Annotated in this window: 15 protein-coding genes; 9 read left to right on the top strand and 6 right to left on the bottom strand. The window is 66.4% G+C overall.

Annotated features, from left to right (window positions below; genetic code table 11):
* Nucleotides 1–45: 45 nt before the first annotated feature.
* Nucleotides 46–2,625: an ATP-dependent chaperone ClpB gene (gene clpB, locus ACREB7_RS00680; RefSeq protein ID WP_431590378.1), complete on the bottom strand. Its 2,580-nt coding sequence runs from the start codon at nucleotides 2,623–2,625 to the stop codon at nucleotides 46–48.
* Between the two features lie 129 nt (nucleotides 2,626–2,754).
* Here clpB and ACREB7_RS00675 point away from each other — a divergent pair, with 129 nt between their 5' ends.
* The 4 genes from ACREB7_RS00675 (at nucleotide 2,755) to ACREB7_RS00660 (ending at nucleotide 9,615) form a co-directional block, all read left to right on the top strand.
* Nucleotides 2,755–4,914 carry an acylase gene (locus ACREB7_RS00675; protein ID WP_431590377.1) on the top strand — a complete coding sequence of 720 codons (2,160 nt, stop codon included), beginning with the start codon at nucleotides 2,755–2,757 and terminating at the stop codon, nucleotides 4,912–4,914.
* 101 nt (nucleotides 4,915–5,015) lie between these two features.
* Complete coding sequence (locus ACREB7_RS00670; protein ID WP_431590376.1) at nucleotides 5,016–7,895, top strand: M16 family metallopeptidase; 2,880 nt, start codon at nucleotides 5,016–5,018, stop codon at nucleotides 7,893–7,895.
* A 25-nt stretch (nucleotides 7,896–7,920) separates the two neighbouring features.
* Complete coding sequence (locus ACREB7_RS00665) at nucleotides 7,921–8,223, top strand: hypothetical protein (protein WP_431590375.1); 303 nt, start codon at nucleotides 7,921–7,923, stop codon at nucleotides 8,221–8,223.
* A gap of 135 nt (nucleotides 8,224–8,358) precedes the next feature.
* Nucleotides 8,359–9,615 (top strand): multidrug effflux MFS transporter, encoded by a 1,257-nt coding sequence (locus ACREB7_RS00660; RefSeq protein ID WP_431590374.1) that lies wholly within the window; start codon nucleotides 8,359–8,361, stop codon nucleotides 9,613–9,615.
* 36 nt (nucleotides 9,616–9,651) lie between these two features.
* Here the strand turns inward: ACREB7_RS00660 and ACREB7_RS00655 are convergent, their stop codons facing one another.
* From ACREB7_RS00655 to ACREB7_RS00635, 5 genes are all read right to left on the bottom strand, one after another.
* The gene (locus ACREB7_RS00655; RefSeq protein ID WP_431590373.1) at nucleotides 9,652–11,193 is read right to left on the bottom strand and encodes an amino acid permease; all 1,542 of its coding nucleotides are present in this window, start codon (nucleotides 11,191–11,193) and stop codon (nucleotides 9,652–9,654) included.
* A 109-nt stretch (nucleotides 11,194–11,302) separates the two neighbouring features.
* Nucleotides 11,303–13,450, bottom strand: a complete 2,148-nt coding sequence (pbpC, locus tag ACREB7_RS00650) for a penicillin-binding protein 1C (protein ID WP_431590450.1) — start codon at nucleotides 13,448–13,450, stop codon at nucleotides 11,303–11,305.
* A 191-nt stretch (nucleotides 13,451–13,641) separates the two neighbouring features.
* Nucleotides 13,642–19,476 (bottom strand): alpha-2-macroglobulin family protein, encoded by a 5,835-nt coding sequence (locus ACREB7_RS00645; protein ID WP_431590372.1) that lies wholly within the window; start codon nucleotides 19,474–19,476, stop codon nucleotides 13,642–13,644.
* Nucleotides 19,477–19,593: 117 nt separating this feature from the next.
* Nucleotides 19,594–19,971 carry a histidine triad nucleotide-binding protein gene (locus tag ACREB7_RS00640; protein WP_431590371.1) on the bottom strand — a complete coding sequence of 126 codons (378 nt, stop codon included), beginning with the start codon at nucleotides 19,969–19,971 and terminating at the stop codon, nucleotides 19,594–19,596.
* Between the two features lie 16 nt (nucleotides 19,972–19,987).
* Nucleotides 19,988–20,311, bottom strand: a complete 324-nt coding sequence (locus tag ACREB7_RS00635) for a phosphoribosyl-ATP diphosphatase (RefSeq protein ID WP_431590449.1) — start codon at nucleotides 20,309–20,311, stop codon at nucleotides 19,988–19,990.
* Between the two features lie 88 nt (nucleotides 20,312–20,399).
* Between ACREB7_RS00635 and ung the strand changes: the two genes are divergently transcribed.
* The 5 genes from ung (at nucleotide 20,400) to ACREB7_RS00610 (ending at nucleotide 22,977) form a co-directional block, all read left to right on the top strand.
* Nucleotides 20,400–21,113 (top strand): uracil-DNA glycosylase, encoded by a 714-nt coding sequence (gene ung, locus ACREB7_RS00630; RefSeq protein WP_431590370.1) that lies wholly within the window; start codon nucleotides 20,400–20,402, stop codon nucleotides 21,111–21,113.
* Nucleotides 21,114–21,123: 10 nt separating this feature from the next.
* Nucleotides 21,124–21,882, top strand: a complete 759-nt coding sequence (locus ACREB7_RS00625; RefSeq protein ID WP_431590369.1) for a sulfite exporter TauE/SafE family protein — start codon at nucleotides 21,124–21,126, stop codon at nucleotides 21,880–21,882.
* A 93-nt stretch (nucleotides 21,883–21,975) separates the two neighbouring features.
* On the top strand, nucleotides 21,976–22,107 hold the full coding sequence (locus ACREB7_RS00620; RefSeq protein WP_431590368.1) for a hypothetical protein: 132 nt from the start codon (nucleotides 21,976–21,978) through the stop codon (nucleotides 22,105–22,107).
* A gap of 37 nt (nucleotides 22,108–22,144) precedes the next feature.
* Nucleotides 22,145–22,594: a YaiI/YqxD family protein gene (locus ACREB7_RS00615; RefSeq protein WP_431590448.1), complete on the top strand. Its 450-nt coding sequence runs from the start codon at nucleotides 22,145–22,147 to the stop codon at nucleotides 22,592–22,594.
* 200 nt (nucleotides 22,595–22,794) lie between these two features.
* Nucleotides 22,795–22,977, top strand: a complete 183-nt coding sequence (locus ACREB7_RS00610; RefSeq protein ID WP_431590367.1) for a hypothetical protein — start codon at nucleotides 22,795–22,797, stop codon at nucleotides 22,975–22,977.
* Nucleotides 22,978–23,292: the final 315 nt, after the last annotated feature.

Raw genomic sequence — 23,292 nt, 5'->3', positions numbered from 1 at the left:
CGGATCAAAAAAAGAAAAGGGCGGCATTTCTGCCGCCCTTTTTTGTTACGCTGCGGTCAGCTTGAGAGCGCCATCGCCCTCGTCGACCTTGATCGTCGAGCCGTCCTTGACCGCGCCTTTCAGGATCAGGTCGGCGAGCGGGTCCTGCAGATATTTCTGCACCGCACGCTTCAGCGGCCGCGCCCCATAGACGGGGTCATAGCCGACGCGGCCGAGCCAGGCGCGCGCGGCGTCGCTGAGGTCGAGCGTCACCTTGCGATCATTGAGCAGCTTCTGCACCCGCGCGACCTGGATATCGACGATGCCGCCCATATGCTGCTGCGCGAGACGGTTGAAGAGCACGATCTCGTCGAGCCGGTTCAGGAACTCGGGCCGGAAATGCGCGCGTACGACCTCCATGACGGCGGGCTCGGCCTGTTCGACCGGCGCGTCGTCGGGCAGCGCGGCGATCGCCTGGCTGCCGAGGTTCGAGGTCAGGATGATCAGCGTATTGGTGAAGTCGACCGTGCGGCCCTGCCCGTCGGTGAGCCGCCCGTCGTCGAGCACCTGGAGCAGGATGTTGAAGACGTCCGGGTGCGCCTTTTCGACCTCGTCGAACAGCACGACCTGATAGGGCCGGCGGCGCACCGCTTCGGTGAGCGTGCCGCCCTCCTCATAGCCGACATAGCCCGGGGGCGCGCCGACGAGCCGTGCGACGCTGTGCTTTTCCATGAATTCGGACATGTCGATGCGGACCATCGCATTGTCGTCGTCGAACAGGAAGCGCGCAAGCGCCTTGGTGAGCTCGGTCTTGCCGACGCCCGTGGGGCCGAGGAACAGGAAGCTGCCGAGCGGACGGTTCGGGTCCTGAAGCCCCGCACGCGCGCGGCGCACGGCGGTCGATACGGCGCGCACCGCATCGTCCTGGCCGATCACGCGCTTTTCGAGCGTCGATTCCATCGCGAGCAATTTCTCGCGCTCACCTTCCATCATCCGGTCGACGGGGATGCCGGTCCATTTGCTGACCACCGCCGCAATGTCGTCGGCGGTGACCTCTTCGCGTAGCATCGCATTGCCCGCCGCCGCCTGCGCCGCTTCGAGCTGCTTTTCGAGGCCGGGGATGGTGCCGTAGCTGAGCTCGCCCGCCTTCGCGAGGTCGCCCGCGCGCTGTGCCTGGTCGAGCGCCGAACGCGCTGCGTCGAGCTCTTCCTTGATCTTCGCCTCGGCGTGGATCTTGTCCTTCTCGGCGTGCCATTTTTGGGTGATCTCGGCCGACTGTTGCTCGAGATTGGCGAGTTCGCCCTGCAGCGTGGCGAGCCGGTCCTTCGACGCGGCGTCGCTTTCCTTGCCGAGCGCCGATTCCTCGATTTTCATCTGGATGATGCGGCGGTCGAGACTCTCGATCTCTTCGGGCTTCGATTCGACTTCCATGCGGATGCGGCTCGCGGCCTCGTCCATCAGGTCGATCGCCTTGTCGGGCAGGAAGCGATCGGAGATATAGCGGTTCGACAGCGTCGCGGCGGCGACGATCGCGCCGTCGGTGATCCGCACGCCATGGTGCAGCTCATATTTCTCCTTGATGCCGCGCAGGATCGAGATCGAATCCTCGACCGTCGGCTCGCCGACAAAGACGGGCTGGAAGCGCCGCTGGAGCGCGGGGTCCTTTTCGACATGCTTGCGATATTCGTCGAGCGTCGTTGCGCCGATGCAGTGCAGCTCGCCGCGCGCGAGCGCGGGCTTGAGCAGGTTCGAGGCGTCCATCGCGCCCTCGCCCTTGCCCGCACCGACCAGCGTGTGCATCTCGTCGATGAACAGGATGATCTCGCCCTCGGCGGCCTTGACGTCGTCGAGCACGCCCTTGAGGCGCTCCTCGAACTCGCCGCGATATTTGGCGCCCGCGATCAGCGCACCCATGTCGAGCGACAGGAGGCGGCGGTCCTTGAGGCTGTCGGGCACGTCGCCGTTGACGATGCGCAGCGCGAGGCCCTCGGCGATCGCGGTCTTGCCGACGCCGGCTTCGCCGATCAGCACCGGGTTGTTCTTGGTCCGGCGCGCGAGAATCTGGATCGTGCGGCGGATTTCCTCGTCGCGGCCGATCACCGGGTCGAGCTTGCCCTCGCGCGCGACTTCGGTGAGGTCGCGGGCATATTTCTTGAGCGCTTCATAGCGGTCTTCGCTGCTCGCGGTGTCGGCGGTGCGGCCGCCGCGCAGCTCGTTGATCGCGGCGTTGAGCGCGTCGGCCTTCACGCCGGCGTCGGCGAAGGCCTTGGCGACCGGCGTGCCCGCCGCCAGCACCATCGCGAGCAGCAGCCGCTCGACGGTGACGAAGCCGTCGCCCGCCTTGGTCGCCACTTGCTCTGCCTGGTCGAGCAGCCGCACCGCATCATTGTCGAGCCCCGGCGTCGCCTGCGCGCCCGAACCCGACACGGCGGGCACCTTGGCAAGCAGCGCGTCGATGCCCTGCACCGCGCGCGCGGCATCGCCGCCGCTCTTGGCGATCAGGCCGGCGGCCATGCCCTGACTGTCTTCGAGCAGCGCCTTGGCGATATGCTCGGGCGCGATCCGCTGATGGTTCATCCGGATCGCGATCGTCTGCGCCGCCTGCAAAAAGCCCTTGGCGCGGTCGGTGAATTTTTCGAGGTTCATTCAGAAAGCCCCTTTCTCTGGTCCAGAGATAGTGTTGCTTTTGGGCAACACAAGGGCGGGTCTTTCCCCCGCCCGATATTTGCGCCATGACGCAACGCAACCGGCCGACAGGGCCCGCAAGGACCAGCCATGATACGCAAATTTCTGATCGGCCTTTTGGTGATTCTGGCGCTGGTGGCAACCGGCCTCGCGGTGTGGGAACCGCTGACCGCCGAGGCACCCGCCGCGCCGAGCTTCAAGCCGACCGATGTGCGGATCGCGCGCGACAAGTTCGGCGTGCCGCATATCTTCGGCAAGACCGACGCCGACGTCGCCTATGGTGTCGCTTATGCCCATGCCGAGGATGATTTTGCGACACTGCAGGAAGTGCTCGCGATGACGCGCGGGCGCGCCGGGGCGATGCTCGGGCAGGATGGCGCGAAGATCGACTTCGCTGCGGCGCTGCTCGATGTGCGCAAGACCACCGCGCGCGACTGGCCGAACCTGCCCAAGGACGTGCAATTGCTGTTCACCGCCTATGCGGCGGGGCTCAACCGCTACGCCGACAAGCATCCGGACGAGGTGCGGCTGTCGGGGCTGTTCCCGGTGACCGGCGAGGATGTCGTTGCGGGCTTCGTGTTGCGCTCGCCCTTCTTCTTCGGGCTCGATTCGGTGCTGGGTTCGCTGGTCGAGGACAAGCCGATGGGGCGCGAGGGCGGCCCCGAGCTCGACGCGACGGGCAAGATCGTGCCGCGCAAGGACACCCCGCTCGGCAGCGATCCCGCCGCCAACGGGTCGAACGCGATGGCGGTGGCGCCGTCGCGTTCGACAGACGGCGCGACGCGGCTGGTTTCCAATTCGCACCAGCCATGGACTGGCGGGGTCGCCTGGTACGAGCTGGTCGTGCATAGCGAGGAAGGCTGGGACTTCGCCGGCGCGAACTTCCCCGGCTCGCCTTACCCCTTCCTCGGCCACAATAAATATCTCGGCTGGACCAACACGGTGAACCGGCCCGATTTGATCGACATCTACAAGCTGGTGCTCGACGACAGCGGCGAGAATTATCGCTTCGACGGCCAATGGCGCCCGCTCAAGACGAAGCGGATCTGGCTCAAGGTCAAATTCGGGCCGTTCGTCGTCCCGGTGCCGCGCACCATCTACCGCTCGGTTCACGGGCCGGTGATCAAGAACGCGAAGGGCGCCTTTGCGATCCGTTATGCCGGGATCGACCAGTCGGCGATGGTCACCCAATATTATCGGCTCAACAAGGCGAAGAATTTCGCCGAATGGCGCGCGGCGATGGCGGGGCAGGGCGTGCCGGCGACCAATTTCATCTATGCCGATGCGGCGGGCAATATCGGGATGTTCTACAACGCGATGTTCCCCGACCGGCCCGCCGGCTATAATTGGCGCGGCATCTTGCCCGGCGACACTTCGGCCGATTTGTGGACCAAGACGCTGCCGTTCGACCGCGATCCGGCGCTGGTCAATCCGGGGTCGGGTTATGTGATGAACGCCAACAACACGCCGTGGGTCGCGGCGGGACCGGGCGACGAGCTCGACGCCGCCGCCTTCTCTCCCTTGCTCGGGATCGAGGACGACATCACCAACCGGTCGACGCGGTTGATCGACCTGTTCGAGGCGTCGGGGCAGATCGACGAAGCGCGGTTGAAGGCGATCAAATATGACACCGCCTATGCGCGTTCGGGCTATGCCAAGGCGTGGATCGACCGGCTGCTCGCGCTCGACACCAAAGCCGATCCCGAGCTCGCCAAGGCGCAGGCATTGCTGCGCGCGTGGGACTGGAACCTCGACGGCAAGGGGCAAGGCGATGCGCTGGCGCTGATCGTGCTGCGCCCGGCCAACAAGCAGCATTATCAGCGCACGACCGACGGCCCCGACCCGCGCGCGACGCTGAAGGAAGCCGCCGACCATCTGCAGGAGCATTTCGGGACGCTCGATCCGAAACTCGGCACTTTGTTGCGGCTGCGCCATGGCGAGGGCGACCACCGCATCGACCTGCCGCTCGACGGCGGCAACGACACGGTGCGCGCCTCGACGCTGTGGGACGTCGAGCCCGACGGCCGCTTCAAGGTCCGCCACGGCGACAGTTTCATCATGTTCGTCACCTGGAGCAAGGATGGCAAGCTGACGTCGGAATCGATCCAGCCGTTCGGATCGGCGACGACGCGCCCCGACAGCCCGCATTATGACGATCAGGCCCCCTTGTTCGTGCAGCACCAGCTCAAGCCGGTGTTGTTCGATCCGGCGGCGCTGTGGGCGACGAAACCGCGCGTCTATCGCCCTTGAACCGGCGGGCGCGCTGTCCTAAACCTTTGATACAGTGCCGTCCGGCACCCGGTCGCATGCAGGCGGAACCCGTGCCTGCTCCTGATTTCAAGAGGATCTTCATGCCCCGTTTCCACCGCTTCGCCGTCGCCCTTGCCTTGTCGACCTCGCTCGTCGCTGCCGGCCCCGCCTTCGCCAAGGCGAAAGCCGCCGACCCCGCACCGATCGCCGATCTGGTGAAGGCGGTCGACATTCCCTATCAGGCGTTCACGCTCGACAATGGCCTGCGCGTCATCGTCCACGAAGACCGCAAGGCGCCGGTGATCGCGGTGTCGGTGTGGTACCGCGTCGGGTCCAAGCACGAGCCCAAGGGCAAGACGGGCTTTGCGCATCTCTTCGAACATCTGATGTTCAACGGCTCGGAAAATTCGCCGGGCGATTTTTTCGAACCGCTGCAGCAGGTCGGCGCGACCGACTTCAACGGCACGACCAACACCGACCGGACCAATTATTTCGAGACCGTGCCGACCGCTGCGCTCGACCGCGCGCTGTTCCTCGAAAGCGACCGCATGGGGCATTTGCTCGGCGCGGTGACGCAGGAAAAGCTCGATAACCAGCGCGGCGTCGTCCAGAACGAAAAACGCCAGGGCGACAACAATCCCTATGGCCTGTTGCGCTACGAGATTTTCGAAAACCTCTTCCCGGCCGGCCACCCCTATCACCACAGCACGATCGGCTCGATGGGCGACCTCAATTCGGCCAGCCTCGACGATGTGAAAAAGTGGTTCAGCGACAATTATGGCCCGAACAATGCGGTGCTGGTGCTGGCGGGCGATGTGGATGTCGCGACCGCCAAGGCCAAGGTGCAGGAGTGGTTCGGCGACATTCCCAAGGGCCCCGAAGTGAAGGCGCCCGTCACGTCGGTCCCGACGCTGCCCGCGCCGCTGGCGAAAGAGGTCAAGGACCTGATCCCGACGACGCGCATCTATCGCATGTGGGCGATCCCGGGGCTCAACGACAAAGACGCGATCCCGCTGCAAATGGCGATGTCGGTGCTCGGCGGACTGTCGTCGTCGCGGCTCGACAATGCGCTGGTGCGCAAGGATCCCGTTGCGGTCAGCGTCTCGGCCTTTGCCCAGCCGTTCGAGGATGCCGGCATCCTGCTCGTCCAGGCCGATGTGAAGCCGGGCGTCGAGCCCGCGCTCGTCGGCCAGCGTCTCGACGAGGAGGTCGCCAAATTCCTTGCGAGCGGCCCGACCGCTGACGAATTGCAGCGCGCCGCAGCCAGCTATCTGGGCGGTGCGATCTCGGGGCTGGAATCGGTCGGTGGTTTCGGCGGCAAGGCGGTCGCGCTCGCCGAGGGCGCGCTCTATTCGAACGATCCGGGCTATTATAAGGTCGAGCTTGAGCGCATGGCGGCGGCGACGCCCGAGCAGGTCAAGGCGGTCGCCAACAAATGGCTGTCGCGCCCGGCCTTCTCGCTGACCTACACCCCCGGCGAACGCACCGAAGGCGGCGAAAATCGCGGCGGTGCGGTGATCGGCGGCAAGGTCGTGGCGGCCGTCGAACCCGACCGCTATTGGAACCCGGCGCTTGGCGATGTCGGCCCGGACATGGGTTTCGGCACCGCGATCGCCGACCGGTCGCAGCTGCCGGCGGTCGCCGGGCTGACCGCGCTCGACTTCCCCGCCATCGAGCGGGCGAAGCTCAAAAACGGCATCGAGGTCGTGTTTGCGAAGCGCAGCGCGGTGCCGACGGTCAATGTCGCGGTGAGCTTCGACGCCGGCTATGCCGCCGATCCGCATGATGCGCTCGGCACCCAGTCGCTGATGCTCAGCCTGATGGACGAGGGCACAACGAGCCTCGATTCGATCGCCTTCGCCGAAGCGAAGGAGCGGCTCGGCACCCAGATCGACGGGTCGGCCAATGCCGACGAGACGGTGTTCGAGATGTTCGCGCTGAAGCCGAACCTGGCGCCGTCGCTGACTTTGCTCGCCGACTATATCCGCAACCCGGCGTTTAACGCGCAGGAGCTGGAGCGGGTGCGCGCGCAGCAGCTCAACCGGCTGAAGGCCGAGCTCAACAATCCCAACGCGATCGCCACGCGGGTGCTGATGCCGGTGCTGTACGGCGCCGACCATCCCTATGGTATTCCGCCCTCGGGCCTTGGCGATGCGAAAGCGGTCACCGCCGCGACGCGCGATCAGCTGGTCGCCTTCCATTCGACCTGGATCCGTCCGGACACGGCGCGCATCTTCGTCGTCGGCGACACGACGCTGAAGGAGGTAACCAAGCAGCTCGAAACCGCCTTCGGCAATTGGAAGGCGCCGAAGTCGGCGAAGCCGACCAAGCATTTCGATGTCGCCATCCCGGCGCCGCAGCCGCGCATCCTGCTGTTCGACCGCCCGAAATCGCCGCAGTCGGTGATCCTGGCGGGCAAGGTTCTGGACGCGAAGGGCACCGATCATCTGGAAGTGCTGCGGGCGGCCAATGATATTTTCGGGGGCGACTTCCTGTCGCGTTTCAACACCAATCTGCGCGAGACCAAGGGCTGGTCCTATGGCGTGCGGACGCGGGTCACCGGCGACAAGGACCGGATCGCGTGGATCGCCGCCGCGCCGGTCCAGGCCGATCGCACCGGCGATTCGGTCAAGGAATTGCTGATCGACCTCAAATCCTTCCTCGGCGACAAGGGCGTTACGCCCGAGGAGTTGGAGCGGACGGTCAACGGCAATGTCCGCGAACTGCCGGGCAGCTTCGAAACCTCGGGCGACGTGCTCGGCGGATTGCGTTCGATCGTCAAATATGATCGCGCCGACGATTATTACGAAAAACTGCCCGCGACCTATGAGTCGATGACGACCGCCGAAGTCGACGCGGCAGCGCGCAAGACGCTGAGCGCCGACGGCCTCGTCTATGTCATCGTCGGCGATGCGGCGACGGTCAAACCGCAGCTTGACGGATTGGGATTGCCGGTGGAAATGGTGTCGCCCGCTAATTAACATCAGTTTCAGTAGGAGAGGTTTCATGTCTCAAGTTGACGGCAATTATGATTGCGTAACCAAGTCGCCGATGGGCGATCAGAAGTCGGTGTTCAGCGTCGCCAGCGACGGCGCCAGCTTCACCGGCCAGAACGCCGGTGCGATGGGGTCGCTCGACGTCGAGAATGGCAAGGTCGATGGCAACAAGCTGACTTGGACCATGAACATGAAGGTGCCGATGCCGATGACGCTCGAATGCGAAGCGGTGATCGACGGCGACGCGCTGACCGGCACGATCAAGGCCGGCGCCTTTGGTTCGATGGCGATGACGGGCACCCGCCAGGGCTGATCGCCAGCGCTTTTTGACACAGGCGAAGGGCCGTTCCCACCCGACCGGGCGGGGGCGGCCCTTTTCTTTTGCATAGCTTTGCCTGCCCGCGAGGGGGTGGCCAAAGCGTGAGGGCAGGCGCATAGCGCCGCTGCAATGCACAATATTCCCTCTGTTCCCCCGCCCGAGGTCCAACGCCCCCTGCCCGGCCAGCGCGAGATGGTCGTGATGATGGCGATGGTGATGGCGCTCAACGCGCTCGCGATCGACTCGATGCTGCCCGCCCTGCCCGCGATCGGCGAAGGGCTGGGGGTGACCGTCGCCAACGACCGGCAATATGTGATCTCGACCTATTTGCTCGGCATCGGCTTCGGTTCGCTCCTCTATGGGCCGCTGTCGGACCGGTTCGGCCGCAAGGGCGTGCTGGTGCCGGCGCTTTTCGCTTATGTCGCCTTTTCGATCGGCTGCGGGCTTGCGACCAGTTTCCCGATGCTGCTCGCGCTGCGCTTCGGCCATGGCATCGTCAGCGCCGCGCTCGGGGTGATCGTCGTCGCGGTGATCCGCGACCTGTTCTCGGGCGATGCGATGGCGAAAAGGCTGTCGATGATCTTCCTCGTCTTTATGATCGTGCCCGCCATCGCGCCGACGATGGGCGCGGGGGTTGCGGCGATCGCGGGCTGGCGGTCGATCTTCATCGTCCTCGCGGCGATGGGCGTCGTGATGCTGTTCTGGCTGCGGCGCCTGCCCGAAACGCTCGACCCTGCCGACGTCCGGCCGCTCGATCTGCGGACGATGATCGCGGGCTGGGCGACGGTGACGCGGCATCGCCGCGCTGCGGGCTATATGTTCGCATCGGGCATGATGCAGGGATCGCTCTATGGCTATCTCAACAGCAGCGAACAGATCATCGCCGATGTGTTCCAGGCGCGGAACCTGTTCCCGCTGGTCTTTGCGTTCGTCGCGACGGGGATCGCCATCGCCAATTTCTCCAACGCGGCGATTGTCGAGCGGTTCGGGGCGCGGCGGGTTTCGCAAAGCGCGGTCTTCGCCTTCATGGCGACCGCGAGCGCGCAGATATTGGTGGCGCTCAGCGGCGGCGAGACGCTGTGGATGTTCACCGCGCTGATGATGGTCAATGTCGGGCTGATCGGCTTTATCGGCAGCAATTTCGGGTCGATCGCGATGGAGGATTTCGGCCATATGGCCGGCGTCGCCTCCTCCTACCAAAGCTTTGCCAAGACCCTGCTCGCCGCGACCGTCGGCGCGCTGATCGGTCAGCAATATGACGGAACGACGCTGCCGCTCGCTTATGCCTTCCTGATTTCGGGGGTGGTGGGCCTGGCGCTTGTCTATTGGGCCGAGCGCGGGAAATTGTTCACCCGGCCGGGCACCGCACCGAAGAATCCCTACTGACAAACAAAAGAAAGGGGGCCGAAGCCCCCTTTCCCCTTATCCGTTGAACGACGGTGCCGGCGGCACCGGCGGGGGCGGCGCATCGGCGTCATCCTCATGCACCTCGACGCGGCCCAAGCCGACGTGGCTGCGCGAACGGCTGTAGGCGAAATAGACGACCAGACCTATGGCGGCCCAGATCAGGAAGAGGTTGATGCTCTTCTGATCGAGATTGAAGAACAGATAGAGGCAGCCGACGATCGCGATCGGCGCCGTGACATAGATCAGCGGGGTCTTGAACGGACGCTTGCGGTCGGGATCCGTCTTGCGGATCACCATCACCGCGATCGAGACGGCGGCAAAAGCGAACAAGGTGCCCGAGTTCGAAATATTCGCCAGCTGCCCGACAGGGAAAAAGGCGGCGAACAGCGCCACGGCGATGCCGGTGATGATCGTGATCACATGCGGGGTGTTGAACTTCGGATGGATTTTCGAAAAGGCCTGCGGCAGCAGACCGTCACGGCTCATCACGAAGAAGATGCGGGTCTGACCGAACATCATCATCAAGATGACCGACGGAAGTGCGAGACCGGCGGCAAGGCCGATCAGGTTGCCGACCTGCGGCCAACCGATTTCGCGCATGGTCCACGCCAGCGCTTCCTTTGAGCAGACGACGGCCTGATCGCCGATCGCGCCGCAGGCGGCGGCGAGTTCGCGGCTGCCCGGTTCAAGCGCATGGCCGCTGAGGGCGTCGATGCCGACGGGCTGTGCGCCGACCGACCCGATGACGCCGGCGGCGACAAGAAGATAGAAGATGGTGCAGATGGCCAGGCTACCGATCAGGCCGATCGGCATGTTGCGCTGGGGATTTTTGGTTTCCTCCGCTGCGGTCGACACCGCGTCGAACCCGACATAAGCGAAGAAGATCGACGCTGCGGCCGCGCCGATGCCGCCGAAGCCAAGCGGAGCAAAGGGTTCAAAATTCTCCATGTTCATCACCGGAACCGCGAGGACGATGAACAATGTCAGCGCCGCGACCTTGATCACCACGAGGATGGCGTTGACCGTCGCCGATTCGCGTGTGCCGACAACGAGGAGCATGGTCACCAGCCCGGCGATGAACATCGCGGGCAGGTTGATCATGCCGCCATCGAACGGCCCGAGGACGAATTTGGCCGGTATGTCGATTCCGAAACTATGTTCGATCAACCCCACGACATAACCCGACCAGCCGACCGACACGGCACCCGCAGCGACCGCATATTCGAGGATCAGTGCCCAGCCGACCATCCAGGCGATCATTTCGCCCATGACGGCGTAGCTATAGGTGTAAGCCGAACCCGATACGGGGACCATCGAGGACATTTCGGCATAGCAGAGCGCGGCAAAGGCGCAGACGAAGCCGGCAATGACAAAGCTGATCATCATGCCCGGACCCGCTTTTTGCGCGGCCTCGGCAGTCAGCACGAAAATCCCGGTCCCAATGACGGCGCCAATCCCCAGCATCGTAAGCTGAAAGGCACCAAGCGTTCGGTGCAGCGACTTTTTCTCGGCGGTGGCCAAGATGGCGTCGAGCGGTTTGACGCGACCAAATATCATCCGAATATCCCCTTTGGGGCCCGGTGCGGACCCTCTCCTGGCGGGGCAGACTAAACGCTCCTCCCGTCAGCGCAACATAATTTCAGGGATGCGACAGGTGCTTCGTCGCTTATCGCACCGTGAAGCGGACGCGGTCGACCATGCGACCGCCGGGGTCGACCAGCGCGAGCATATGGCTGCCCGGGCGTGGCAGGATCTGCTGGCCCGCGTCGGCATCGCCGAGCGTTTGTTTGTCGAGGATCAGGCGATAGCCGGTGACTTCGCCGCTGACCGCGATGCCGAGCCGCTGGCGGTCCAGGGGAATATCGGGGTCGAGCGCATAGACGCTGCCGCTGACCGGGCTGGTGATGCGCGGGCGGCGCGACGCGGCGGGGGCGGCGGCCATTTCGGCCTGGCCGGTGCCGCGGATGAAATATTCGCGGCGCGGCGGCTCGCGGGTGCCGGGAAGCGCGATCTGGCGAGCCTCGACGCCTTCGGGCATCGCGGGCGCCTTGCCCGGACTGCCGGCGTGGAGCGCGAGCATCACGTCGCGCCACACCGGCGCGGCGCCCGAGGTGCCCGAGACCGCGCGCATCGAATCGCCCTCGAGATTGCCGACCCACACCGCGACGGTGAAGCGGTCGGACCAGCCGATGCACCAATTGTCGCGCATGCCCTTTGACGTGCCGGTCTTGGCGGCCGCCCAGAAGGGGAGGCGCAGCGCGCTGTCGGCGCCGAAGGCGTCGGTGCGGGCGGAGGCGTCGGCGAGGATGTCGCCGACGATGAAGGCGGCGGCGGGGGAGACGATGGCGCGCGGATGTTCGCGAAGGTGCCGCGTAGCGTCGTAGCGGACGGGGGACCACTTTCCCTGATTTGCGAATGTTCTGAAGGCGTTGGCCTGTTCGACCAGCGACACTTCGGCCGAGCCAAGTGCCAGGCTGAAGCCATAATATTCGCCGTCCTCGACGAGGCCGTGATAACCCAGGGCCCACAGGCGGTCGCGGAACTGCTGGACGTCGTCGATGACGAGGGTGCGGACGGCCGGCACATTGAGCGACGAGGCAAGCGCGTGGCGGACGCTGACCGGCCCCTGGAAGCTGTGATCGTAGTTTTTCGGAACGTACAGCCCCGAGGCGGTGTCGAGCTGGACCGGGCTGTCGTCGAGGATCGAGGCGGCGGTGAGCCAGCGATGCTCGATCACCTGCGCATAGAGATGCGGCTTCAAGGTCGAGCCCGCCTGCCGCCGCGCATTGGCGCCGTCGACCTGCGCGGCGGTCGATTTGAGACCGACCCCGCCGACATAGGCGAGCACGTCGCCGGTGGCGTTGTCGAGCACGACGACCGCGCCGTCGCGAACACGATCGGCGCCGAGCCCCGCGAGCTGGCGCTTGAGCGCGACGATCGCGGCCTCCTGGATGCGGCGGTCGATGGTGGTGGTGACGCGCTTGCCGGGCTTGTCGAGCAGGCGGACCGCGAGGTGCGGCGCGAGCGCGGGGTCGAGCTCGGCAATGCGCTCGCCCGAGACGAGCGTCGCGGCGGCGGCGCGGATCGGGCCGCAATCCTGCGTTGCCGCCACCCGGCACGCGCGGATGCCCAGCGTTTCGGCGCCCGCGCCGGGATTGGGGAGCAGCCCGGCGAAGAGCGCGGCGTCGGTGCGGTCCATATCGGCGGGCTTTTTGCCGAACAGCGCACGCGCGCCGGCGCCGATACCCTGCGTCTCGCCGCGCAGGGGAACGAGGTTGAAATAGGCCTCGAGCATCTGCTCGCGCGTCCAATGCGACGCCAATTCCTGCCCGGCGCGCATCTGGCGGATCTTGTTGAGCCAGCCGCGCTGGCCGGGGAGCGCGAGGTCGGGCGACAGGAAAGCCGCGAGCTGCATCGGCAAGGTCGAGGCGCCGCGCGAGCGGCCGCCGGTCCAGCGTGCCCGGGCGGCACTGGCCATCGCGAGCCAGTCGACCCCGCCGTGCGACCAGTATCGTTTGTCCTCGCTGGCGACGACGGCGTCGCGGACGGGCTTGGCGATGTCGTTCAGCGGCACCCAGGCCATGCGGCGGCGCTCGAAATCGACGCGCTCGCTGTCGAGCAGGCGGCCGTCGCGGTCGTAGAGCCAGGCTTCGCTGGGTTTCCACGCGGCGCGGACATCTTCGTAGGCAGGCATCGCGGGGGGCTTGGTGGCGAGATGCGCCGCGGTGGTGAGGATAAGGAGCGCGAGCGCAGCCCAAGCGAAGGCGTCGAACCAGCGCCTTTTGCGGGGTAGGCTAGCCCCTTCGTTCCCCATCTTCGTCATGCTGAACTCGTTTCAGCATCCATGGCCCGACATCCCGTCCTACGCGGCGCGGAAGGAAAGGGCAGGCCATGGACCCTGAAACAAGTTCAGGGTGACGAGGTGAGAAGGCTGACCGTCGCGTGCGACTGCGACGTGTCTCGACTTCACTCGACACGAACGGAGCAAGGGACGCGGATTCTCCATCAGTTCGCGCTGCTCGCCACCGTCACCGGCGCATTCGGCCACTGGCCGCGGATTGCGGGCGAGTACATCGCCTCGACGCGCGTCTGCGGCATGTTGAAGCGGCCCGAGCCGTTCAAGCGCACGACATATTCGACCGCGTGGGTGCCAGCGGGCATCCAGCCGAAATAGCCGCGCCAGCTGTCCTTGCCGCGTTCGACATAGCTCGGCCACACGCCCTCGCCCCCGGCCTGCGCCGCCAGCATCTGCGACTGGCCGCCGAGGTTGCCGACGATCGTCGCGCCCGGCGGGATCGGATCGTTGACGACGACCCAGGTGCGGCCGGCGGCGGCGATGACCTCGATCCGTACCTTGATCACGTCGCCGCGCACGAGGCGGTTCGGGTCGGCGGCCTTGACGATGCTCACCGTGCGCTTGATCCGGTAGCCGGCGTTGAGCGGTTCCTTGAGCGGCACTGCGGCCTTGACGCTGACCACCGCCCAGGGCGTACCGGCGCCCTGGTGTTGCAGCGCCATCTTGCCGGTCGTGAGCGGCACGCGCAGCGGGCTGACGGGATCGGGCAGCGGCCAGCTTTGCGCCGCGCTCGCGTCGGCGAGGCTGATCCTTGTGACGCCGGTGATCGCGGCGGCCGGATAAAGCTCGGCGAAGCGGCGGACGACGGTCGCGCCCCAGGCATTGGCGGGGGTGGTGTCCCAATGGCCCCGGCGCTGGCGCTGCGCGACGCCGACCATCAGCTTGCCGGTGTCATCCTCCCAGCCCTTGCGGCCCATCACCGCGTCGAGCGCCTTGATCGCCATTTCGTCGCCGCTGACCATCATCCACCAGGGCGCTTTGGCATCGTCGACGAGATCGACGCGGGTGCCTTCGTAGACGAGGCGTTTCCTGAGTTCATTCTCGGCAGCGGTGCGCAGCGCCGGGGCGTTGCGGACATTGGGCGTGCGTTCGATCGCGACCAGCCAGTCGGCGAGCGTGCCGGTGGCCATGTCGACCGGCGCCATGTCGATCGCCGCGACGAGCTTGGGGCTCGACGCATTGTTGCGCGCGAGCGCGGCGAGCGCGGCGACGCGGACCGGGCGGATGTCATAGGGGCCGTAACCCTTGCGGGTCAGGCGTCCTTCGACGACCGCCTGCAGCGCCTTGACCATCTTCGCCTTCGAATCCTCGGGGATCGCGAAGCCGTTCGCCGCCGTCACCGCGAGCACATAGGCGGTCAGCTCCGGCGACCCGTCGAGCCGGTCGTTGGGCCAATAGCGCAGCAGCCCGTCCTTATCGAGATAGGTGGGGATCGCCCCCGCCAGCGCCTGCCAGCGACCGAGATCGCCGAGCGCGACGGCGCGTGAGGTCGACTGTTCGAAGCAATTATAGGGGTAGACGCCCATATAGTCGCGCACCCCGGCGAGCGGCGGCGCGAGCGTGCCGGCGAGCGCAATATCGACATAGCCGCCGGTCAGCGCGCCTTCGGGAATGCCGATGGGCAGGCTGGTGTCGGGGCCGACGCGGAACAATGACGCCGCCCAGGTCTCGACCGGCACGGCGGGTTCGACGACCTGCTGGAAAACCAGCCGGTCGCGCGACTTGCCGCCCTTGGCGACCGCCTCGACCGTCCATTCGATCGGGCCGACGAGGTCGGGCGCGGTCATCGACCAGCTCACCGGAACCGCGCCGCCCGCCGGGATGGTGACGGTCAGCGGCGGCGCGGTCGCGACGGCGGGCGACAGCGTCGGGGTCGCGGTGACCTCCATCGCCTTGTCGGTGCCGTTGCGGAGCGTGAAGCGCGCGTCATAGGTGTCGCCGGTGCGGACCAGTTCGGGCAGCCCGGCGAAGACGCCGAGATCCTGCACGGTGCGGATGCTGGTTTCGCCGGTGCCGAAATATTGCGATCCGTCGGTCGCGATCGCGACGAGGCGGAAGCCCGAGAGATTGTCGCTGAGCGGCACGTCGACGGTGGCGCGGCCCTTGGCGTCGAGCGGCACATGACCTTTCCACAGCAGCACGGGACGGAAATCCTCGCGGGTCAGCCCCGACAGGTCGCCGCCGCCGCCGCCGCCCGGTTCGAGCGCCTTGCGGCCATAATGGCGTTTGCCGACGACCTGCATCTGCGCGGTCGAGGTGAGCACGTCGAGCGTGCGTTCGCCCATCATCGCGTCGATCAGTTTCCAGCTTTCGTTCGGGGCAAGCTGGAGCAAGGCTTCATCGACCGCGACGAAGGCGACGTCGGCGTTGGCGGGGGCCTTGCCGTTCGGACCCTTGACCTCGATGCTGGCCTTGGCGGTTTCGCGGACCGCATATTTCTCCTTGTCGGCCTTCACCTTGACGCCGAGCTGATGGCCTTCCCAGCCGACCTTGATGCGCGCGATGCCCATGCGGTAGCTGGGCTTGGCGAGGTCGACGAGCGCGGTCGCCGGGGCGCCCTCGCTATTCTCGATCTTGAAGCCTGCCGCGCGTTTGAGCTTGCGGAACCAGCTTTCGTTGCCGGTGACGCGGCCGCGCACCGCCATGACCGAGACATAGACGTCGGGGGCGTAAGTGGCGGGCAGCGGCACCTTGACCACCGGGTTGGTGCCCTTGAGCGGCACGACGAAGCTCGACAGCACGCCTTCGCGCTCGACGGTGACCAGCGCGGTCGCTTCGCGGAAGGGCATACGCACCTGGAAGTTCGCGGTGTCGCCGGCGGCATAGCGCGGCTTTTCGGCGATCACGTCCATGCGGTCGCCATTGTCGCCGCCGAACCACCAATCGTCGTCGCCGGCGAGCCAGACCGAGCGCACCGCGCGCGCCTCGTTACCGTCGGCGTCGACCGTGGTCGCAACGACGGTGACCTCGCCCGAGATGCCGGGCGCCATCGCGCAGCGCGCACGGCCCAGCTTGTCGGTGGTGGCGCTGCAGGTCGCATCGAGGCGCTTGGTGCGCATCTGGTTGTCATAGGCGTAGAAGCCGCCGATCAGACGCCGCCGCGCGGTGATGATCTCGCGGCTGTAGAGCGCGACCGAGACGCGCTGGCCCGAGCGCGGCTGGCCGTCGAGGTCGAGCGCGACGAAATTGAGCCTGAGGTCGTTGTCGCGCATCAGCCAGCCGTCGGTCTTGAGCCCGAGGCGGACGGCGGAGGGGAAGAGGGTGATGCGGCGGCTGGAGGTCAGGGTTTCGCCGTTGGCGTCCTCATAATCCATTTCGACCGCCATCTGGGTCGGTTCGGTGATCGGCTGGTCGACCATGACATTGGTCGTCGCGCTGCCATTGGCGTCGAGGACCAGCGGCACCGAGCGCGCGAGCGGCATGTCGGCCTCGGGCTCCTGGCCGTCGTCGTCGAGCTGGACCGTGCCTTCCTTGACCGGCTGGCCGTCGAAATCCCAATCGCTATAATCCTCGGGCGGCGACCAGCGCGGCGAGAAGCTGGTGCGCATTTCGACCGGCAGATTGGGGGCGGGGCCGCCCGACAGATAACCGACGAACAGCGACAGCGGCACCTGTGTCGGGCGTACCGGGGGCAGTTTCGGGCCGGTGACGGTCGCCTTCATCGTCGGCAGGCGATATTCGTCGACTTTGACCGATTGGCTCGACCAGATCGTCTTGTCCTCACCATCCTTGTCCTTCGTGACGAAGACGAGGTCATAGTCGCCCATCGGCGCCGAAGCGGGGACGTTCCAGACATTTTCGCCGGTTCCCGAGGCGTCGATGCTGAATGGCATTTCGAATTCGGTGTCCGAGCCGCGATGGATGAGGCGGAGCTTGCCGGCGATCGGCTTGGGCACCGCGAATCCGGCGCCGACCGGGCGGCGGAGGACATGCTTCATGTTGACGCTCTCGCCCGCCTTGACCAGCGCGCGGTCGAAGATGGTGTGGAAGATGTCGTCGCGTTCGGACCAGCCATAGGGCAGGTCGAAGTCATAGGGGCGGATGCCGTCGCCCCAGTCGGTGAGGGTGAAGCTGAAATCGTCGCCGCTGCGCGCGCTGACCATCAGGGCATGGCCCTCGCTGTTCGCGGGGTCGGGTTCCTCTTCGCAGCTGGCATAGGTTTCGGGCTCGGGCAGCCCGCTCGGGAAGGCGAGGCGGCCCTGTTTGTCGGCGATGCCGCGCGCGAGCTGACGCCCGGTGCAGCTGTCGGTGACGCGAATCTCGGCGCCCGCGACAGGGAGGCCGGTGTCGAGCGCGGTCACCCAGGCGAGCGAATTTTCGCGGCCCCATTTGAAATGCACCGCCATATTGGTGACGAGCGCGGCGGTCGCGACATAGCGCGTCGCCTTGCGGCCGAGCAGCGCGGCGCCGAGCTCGGGGCTGGCGATCTCGACGACATGAAAGCCCTTTTCGGCGAGCGGGATGCCGACGACTTCGAATTCCTTGCCGCCCGCGGCGGGGGAGAGCTGCATGTCGCGGCGTTCGCCGCCCGCCGGGGCGCCGTCGAACACCGACTTGGAGCCGGTATAGTTGACGGTGACCTCCTCGCCGGTCGCATCCTTTTCTTCGCGATAGTCGCTGTCGTCGGCGCTATCGACGCGCTTCAGCCAGCGTGCGATCGCGGCATCGTCGTCGCCGACGCGGAGCAGCGTCGCGGGCATTTTGAGATTGGCCTGCGCGAGCGAGGCTTCGACCCCGCGCACGGTGACGGGCAATATGCCGCCCTCGCTTGCTTCGAGGATGCCGAATTCGGCGGCGAATTTGACCAAGGGCGGGGCGCGGTCGATGTGGAATTTGAGCGGGAAGTTCGACTGGTTGAGCAGTTTGCGGCCGCTCTGGTCGGTGACGTCGGCGGGCAGGACGAGCGTCGCATCGACATTTTGCGGCAACGGGCCCTTGAAGCGCACGTAAGTGACGAAGGCGTCATTCTTGTCGTCGTCATCGACCTTCGGCGTCAGGCGCTTGCCGTCGGCGGTGCTGAGCGTCGCGGCGAGCGCGGTGTCGCGTGCGACCGGCGAGGCGAAGCTCAAGGTGATGTCCTTGACCGGGTTGCAGCCCGCCTGCGGATTGACGCGGGCGCACGACATTTTCGCGGTGAAGGCGGGCCGCACGTCATAGTCGAAACGCTGATCGCGGCCGGCGGTGCGGTTGGGTGCGCCGGCCTGCTGGATGCGCGCGTCCCAGACCAGCGCCATCTCGCGGCCGGGGGGCAGCGGGCGGCGGCATTTGACGGGAACGATGCGGTCGAGCGCGGCGGCGCGGTCGGCGCCCTTGGCGAGGCGCAGCGGGAGGCCGCCGTTATAGGCGAATTCCTGGCGGTCCCAGCTGTTGTCGCCGAGCCCGTCGAGGATCTCGCTCGCGGTGTCGTTGCCGAGGACGTCGACCGGGATCTTCTCACCGATGCCGTCGACCGCGCAATAGGCATAGCGACCGACCGAGGCGCGGTCGGCGGCGACATTGGTCGCGACGAGGAAGATCTGGTCCTCTTCGACGCCATCATAAGTGCCGCCGACGAGGACGGCGCGCGCCGAGGGGCCGCCCGAGTCGATTTCGAAGCGGCTGTTGCCGCCGACCGCGACGCCGCTTGTCGTCTTGAGGTTGGGGCGCAGTTCGACGGTGCAGGTCACGCCGCCGGGCAGCGACTTGTCGAATTCGAGCACCCAGGTGCGCGTATCGACCCAGCGGGCTGACGATGGCGTCTTGCAGTCGTTGGTCGCGGGGGCTTTGGCGCGGGGATCGCCCAGGGGCACGATGTCTTCGGAAAAGCGCAGGGTGAAGCGGCTGATCGTGCCGTCGCCATTGCCCGCGCTGCCGGGGGTGGCGAGGATGACCTGCGGGATGGTGTCGCCGCTCGCGGCGGCGACCGCCAGGGCGAGGGGAAGCATCAGCGCGAGCCGCGCCTTCGCCGCGAATCGCACCCCGAGTCCTTGCCAAAAACGCGCCATCGCTGCCTCCCAAAGACCCGTCTTCTTATGTGCCGAATCGCGGGCGAATAGTCAACGGTTCACCGACGATATGCCACGGTTCACCGCAGATTTTCCGCAACGAAGCGTTGGGCCGAATCAGCGCACCAGCATTGGCCCCAATTTTTGTCCTGCAAAAATATGGACATGCAGGTGCGGGACCTCCTGATGGCTGTCGAGGCCGACATTGGCGAGCAGGCGATAACCCGGCGCGACGAGGCCGAGGTCGCGCGCGACCTGTCCCACCGCGCGCACGAAGCCCGCGATCTCGGCGTCGCTGCCGCGCGCCGAAAAATCGTCCCAGCTGACATAGGGGCCCTTGGGGATCACCAATATGTGGAGCGGCGCCTGCGGATTGATGTCGTGGAAGGCGAGGCTGAATTCATCCTCATGGACCTTCGTGCACGGCAGCTCGCCGCGCAGGATGCGCGCGAAGATGTTGCTATCGTCATAGGGGAGGGTGGCGTCGATCGGCATGGGAGCTCCTGTAGCGTTAGGATTTGGGCCGCGCGGCCTTTTCGGCGTGGCCCGAGGTGCCGTGGCGGCGGTCGAGCTCGGTCGCGATGTCGGTCCATGACAGGCCGCGCTCGGCGAGCAGCACCGACAGGTGGAAAAGGAGGTCGCTCGCCTCGCCGACCAGCGCGGCGTCGTCTTCGCTGACTGCGGCGATGACGGTTTCGACCGCTTCCTCGCCCAGCTTTTGCGCGATCTTGGCGCGGCCCTTGGCGGCGAGGCTGGCGACATAGCTGCTTTCGGCGTCGCCGGCTGCGAGCCGTGCCTTCACCACCGCTTCGAGCTGGTCCAATGCTGCGCCGATCGCCATCGAAATCATCCCCTGTCTGCGCGCCGTGCCTAGCGATGGAATAGCCGCTGGACAAGGCGCGCCGGCTCCGGTCAAAGGCCGCATGGCCGAGGTCAAGCTTCATCCCGACTGGCTCGCCCGCATCGGCGGCGAGTTCGATTTGCCCTATATGGGCGAATTGAAGGCGTATCTCGCCGCCGAGCGCGCGAAGGGCAAGACCATCTATCCCAAACCGCGCGACTGGTTCGCGGCATTGGACGCGACGCCGCCGCAGGATGTCCGCGTCGTGATATTGGGGCAAGACCCCTATCATGGACCCGACCAGGCGCATGGCCTGTGCTTTTCGGTCCAGCCGGGGGTGCGGACGCCGCCGAGCCTGGTCAATATCTACAAGGAAATGCGCGACGACCTGGGCATTCCCCCGGCGCGGCACGGCTATCTGGGGAGCTGGGCGGAACAGGGCGTGCTGCTGCTCAACGCTGTGCTGACGGTCGAGGCGGGGCAGGCGGCGTCGCACCAGAAACGCGGGTGGGAGCGCTTCACCGATGCTGCGGTCGCCGCAGTCGCCGCCGATCCGGCACCCAAGGTGTTCATCCTGTGGGGCAGCCATGCGCAGAAGAAGGCGGCGAATGTCGCGGGGCTCGGCGCGGGTGGCCCGCACCTGATCCTGCGCGCGCCGCACCCCTCGCCGCTGTCGGCGCATAATGGGTTTTTCGGATCGAAGCCGTTCAGCCAGGCCAATGGTTTTCTGGCCGCGCAAGGGCGCGGGACGATCGACTGGCAATTGCCCGAAACGCCGGACGCTGGCGCCGCATGAGCATGCGTTGGTGAGCATTTTGTCCGACCCGGTGACGCTGGCGATATTGATCGTCGCGGTGATCCTGCTCGGCATGGCCAAGGGCGGGCTCGCGGGGGTCGGTGCGCTGGCGACCCCGCTCGCGGCGCTGGTGCTGCCGCCGGCGACTGCCGCCGCGCTGCTGCTGCCGATCCTGATCGTGCAGGACGTCGTCAGCGTCTGGGCGTTTCGCAAGACCTGGGACGGGTGGATCATCGGCTGGATGCTGCCCGGCGCGGCGGTCGGCGTCGCGGCGGGCTGGTATTATGCCGAGCGCGTCGACGAGGCGCAGCTGATGGCGGCGCTCGGCGCGATCACGCTGGCCTTCGGCCTCTATCGCCTGTGGGTCGAGCGCGGCGGACGCATCGTCGCGGCGTCGCAGTCGCCGGGCTGGGTCGGCACGCTGTTCGGGACGGCGATGGGCTTTGTCAGCCAGATTGCCCATGCCGGCGGCCCGCCGTTCCAGATGTGGGTGACCCCGCGCAAGCTGCCGCACCTGACCTTCATCGGCACCAGCGCGATCCTGTTCGCGATCGTCAACTGGATGAAGGTGCCCGCCTATCTGGCCTTGGGCGCCTTTCCGCACGAGGTGGTGGTCGCGGCGCTGCTGTTGATGCCGCTCGCGATCGTCAGCACGCTGGTCACGGTGCGCTGGCTCAAAAGGATGGACCCGGCGCGCTTCTATGTGATCATCTATCTGCTGATGGTGCTGCTCGGCGCGAAATTGCTGTGGGACGGGGTGTCGGCATGAGCGCGGGCGCCGGAAACAGGCGACGCAACGCGGCATTGCGCCTAGGGTCGGCGGCGACGGGCACGCACGTCCGCCGCCTGCAAGGTATTGATCATGGCCAAGGGCCAGAAGAAATCGACCCGCGAAACGCGCAAGCCCAAGGCCGAAAAGCCGAAAAAGCCCAATGCGAGCAACCCGTCGACCAAGACCGGCGTGGTCGCCGGGCTCGACAATATGAAGAAATAATGCCGTTGCGTGGGCGGGCGGGGGCGCCGCGATGACGATGACGATCCTCGTCGATGCCGACGCCTGCCCGGTGAAGGACGAAATCTACAAGGTCGCCTGGCGGCACGACGTCGCGGTCAAGGTGGTGAGCAACAGTCGCTTGCGCGTCCCCGACCATCCGCTGATCGAGCGCATCGTCGTCTCGGACGGCTTCGATGCCGCCGACGACTGGATCGCCGAGGCGGCGACGCCGCGCAGCATCGTCGTGACGTCCGACATATTGCTCGCCGACCGGGCGCTGAAGGCGGGGGCGATGGTGCTCGCGCCGACGGGCAAGCCCTTCACCCTCGCCTCGATCGGGCCGGCGATCGCGACGCGCGCGATCATGGCCGACCTGCGGGCGGGCATGGGTGACGGCATGGGCGGCCCGCCGCCCTTTTCCAAAAGCGACCGGTCGGCCTTTCTGCAGGCGCTCGACACCGCGCTGGTGAAGCTCAAGCGCGGCTGATTCGCCGGGGCGGTTGGCCGGCGACGAAAATTTGAAGATTTTTTGTCCTTAGCCCCAATGGCTTGTGATTTTTTTTCGCGGCCAGTGACGCCGATCACGCGCGGCTGCGATGATCGCCGCCATAAGCCGGTCATCGGGAAAATCCCGAGCCAGTTTGGAAACGACCGCCATCGTTCGACCCCTTTGAAAGGAAGTTCGTGATGACCAAGAAGCTGATCCTGACCCCCGTCCTCGCCCTCACCGTCGCGCTCTCGGCGACCCCCGCCATGGCGCAGTCGGCGCAGCCGTCGAACGGCATGATCATCGCGGTCAATCCGGTGCAGGTGCTGATCGGCCTGTTGCTCCCCGCCGTGCAGAAGGTCCGCGAAGCCGCCGCGCGCTGACGAAACACCCCCAGCGCCCGGCCGGCAATCGGGCCGGCCGGGCGGTCAGCGATCGGGCGCACCGGCGCGCAATGGTTGAAGATTTTTCGTCCCCGGTTCCGGTCCTCCGTCCGGTCCGGGTCCCAGGAAGCCCTCCCGCCGACGCGACCCCGGCGGGAGGGCTTTTTGCGGTCGGCGGCGGCGACGACAGGCACCACGGCAACGGTGAATGTCGGCGCGTCGTTCCAACCGGCAACGGCCTATTGCCGGCCTAGATATTGGTTTGATCCGCCGGGACGCCCGCCGGCAGCGTCGTGCTTCCCGCAGCTTCCTCGC

The sequence above is a fragment of the Sphingopyxis sp. genome (assembly GCF_050725615.1).
In the GTDB taxonomy this organism is placed as follows: domain Bacteria; phylum Pseudomonadota; class Alphaproteobacteria; order Sphingomonadales; family Sphingomonadaceae; genus Sphingopyxis.
The sequence above is the reverse complement of the archived record's forward strand: the minus strand, read 5'-3'. Positions and strand labels throughout refer to the sequence as shown.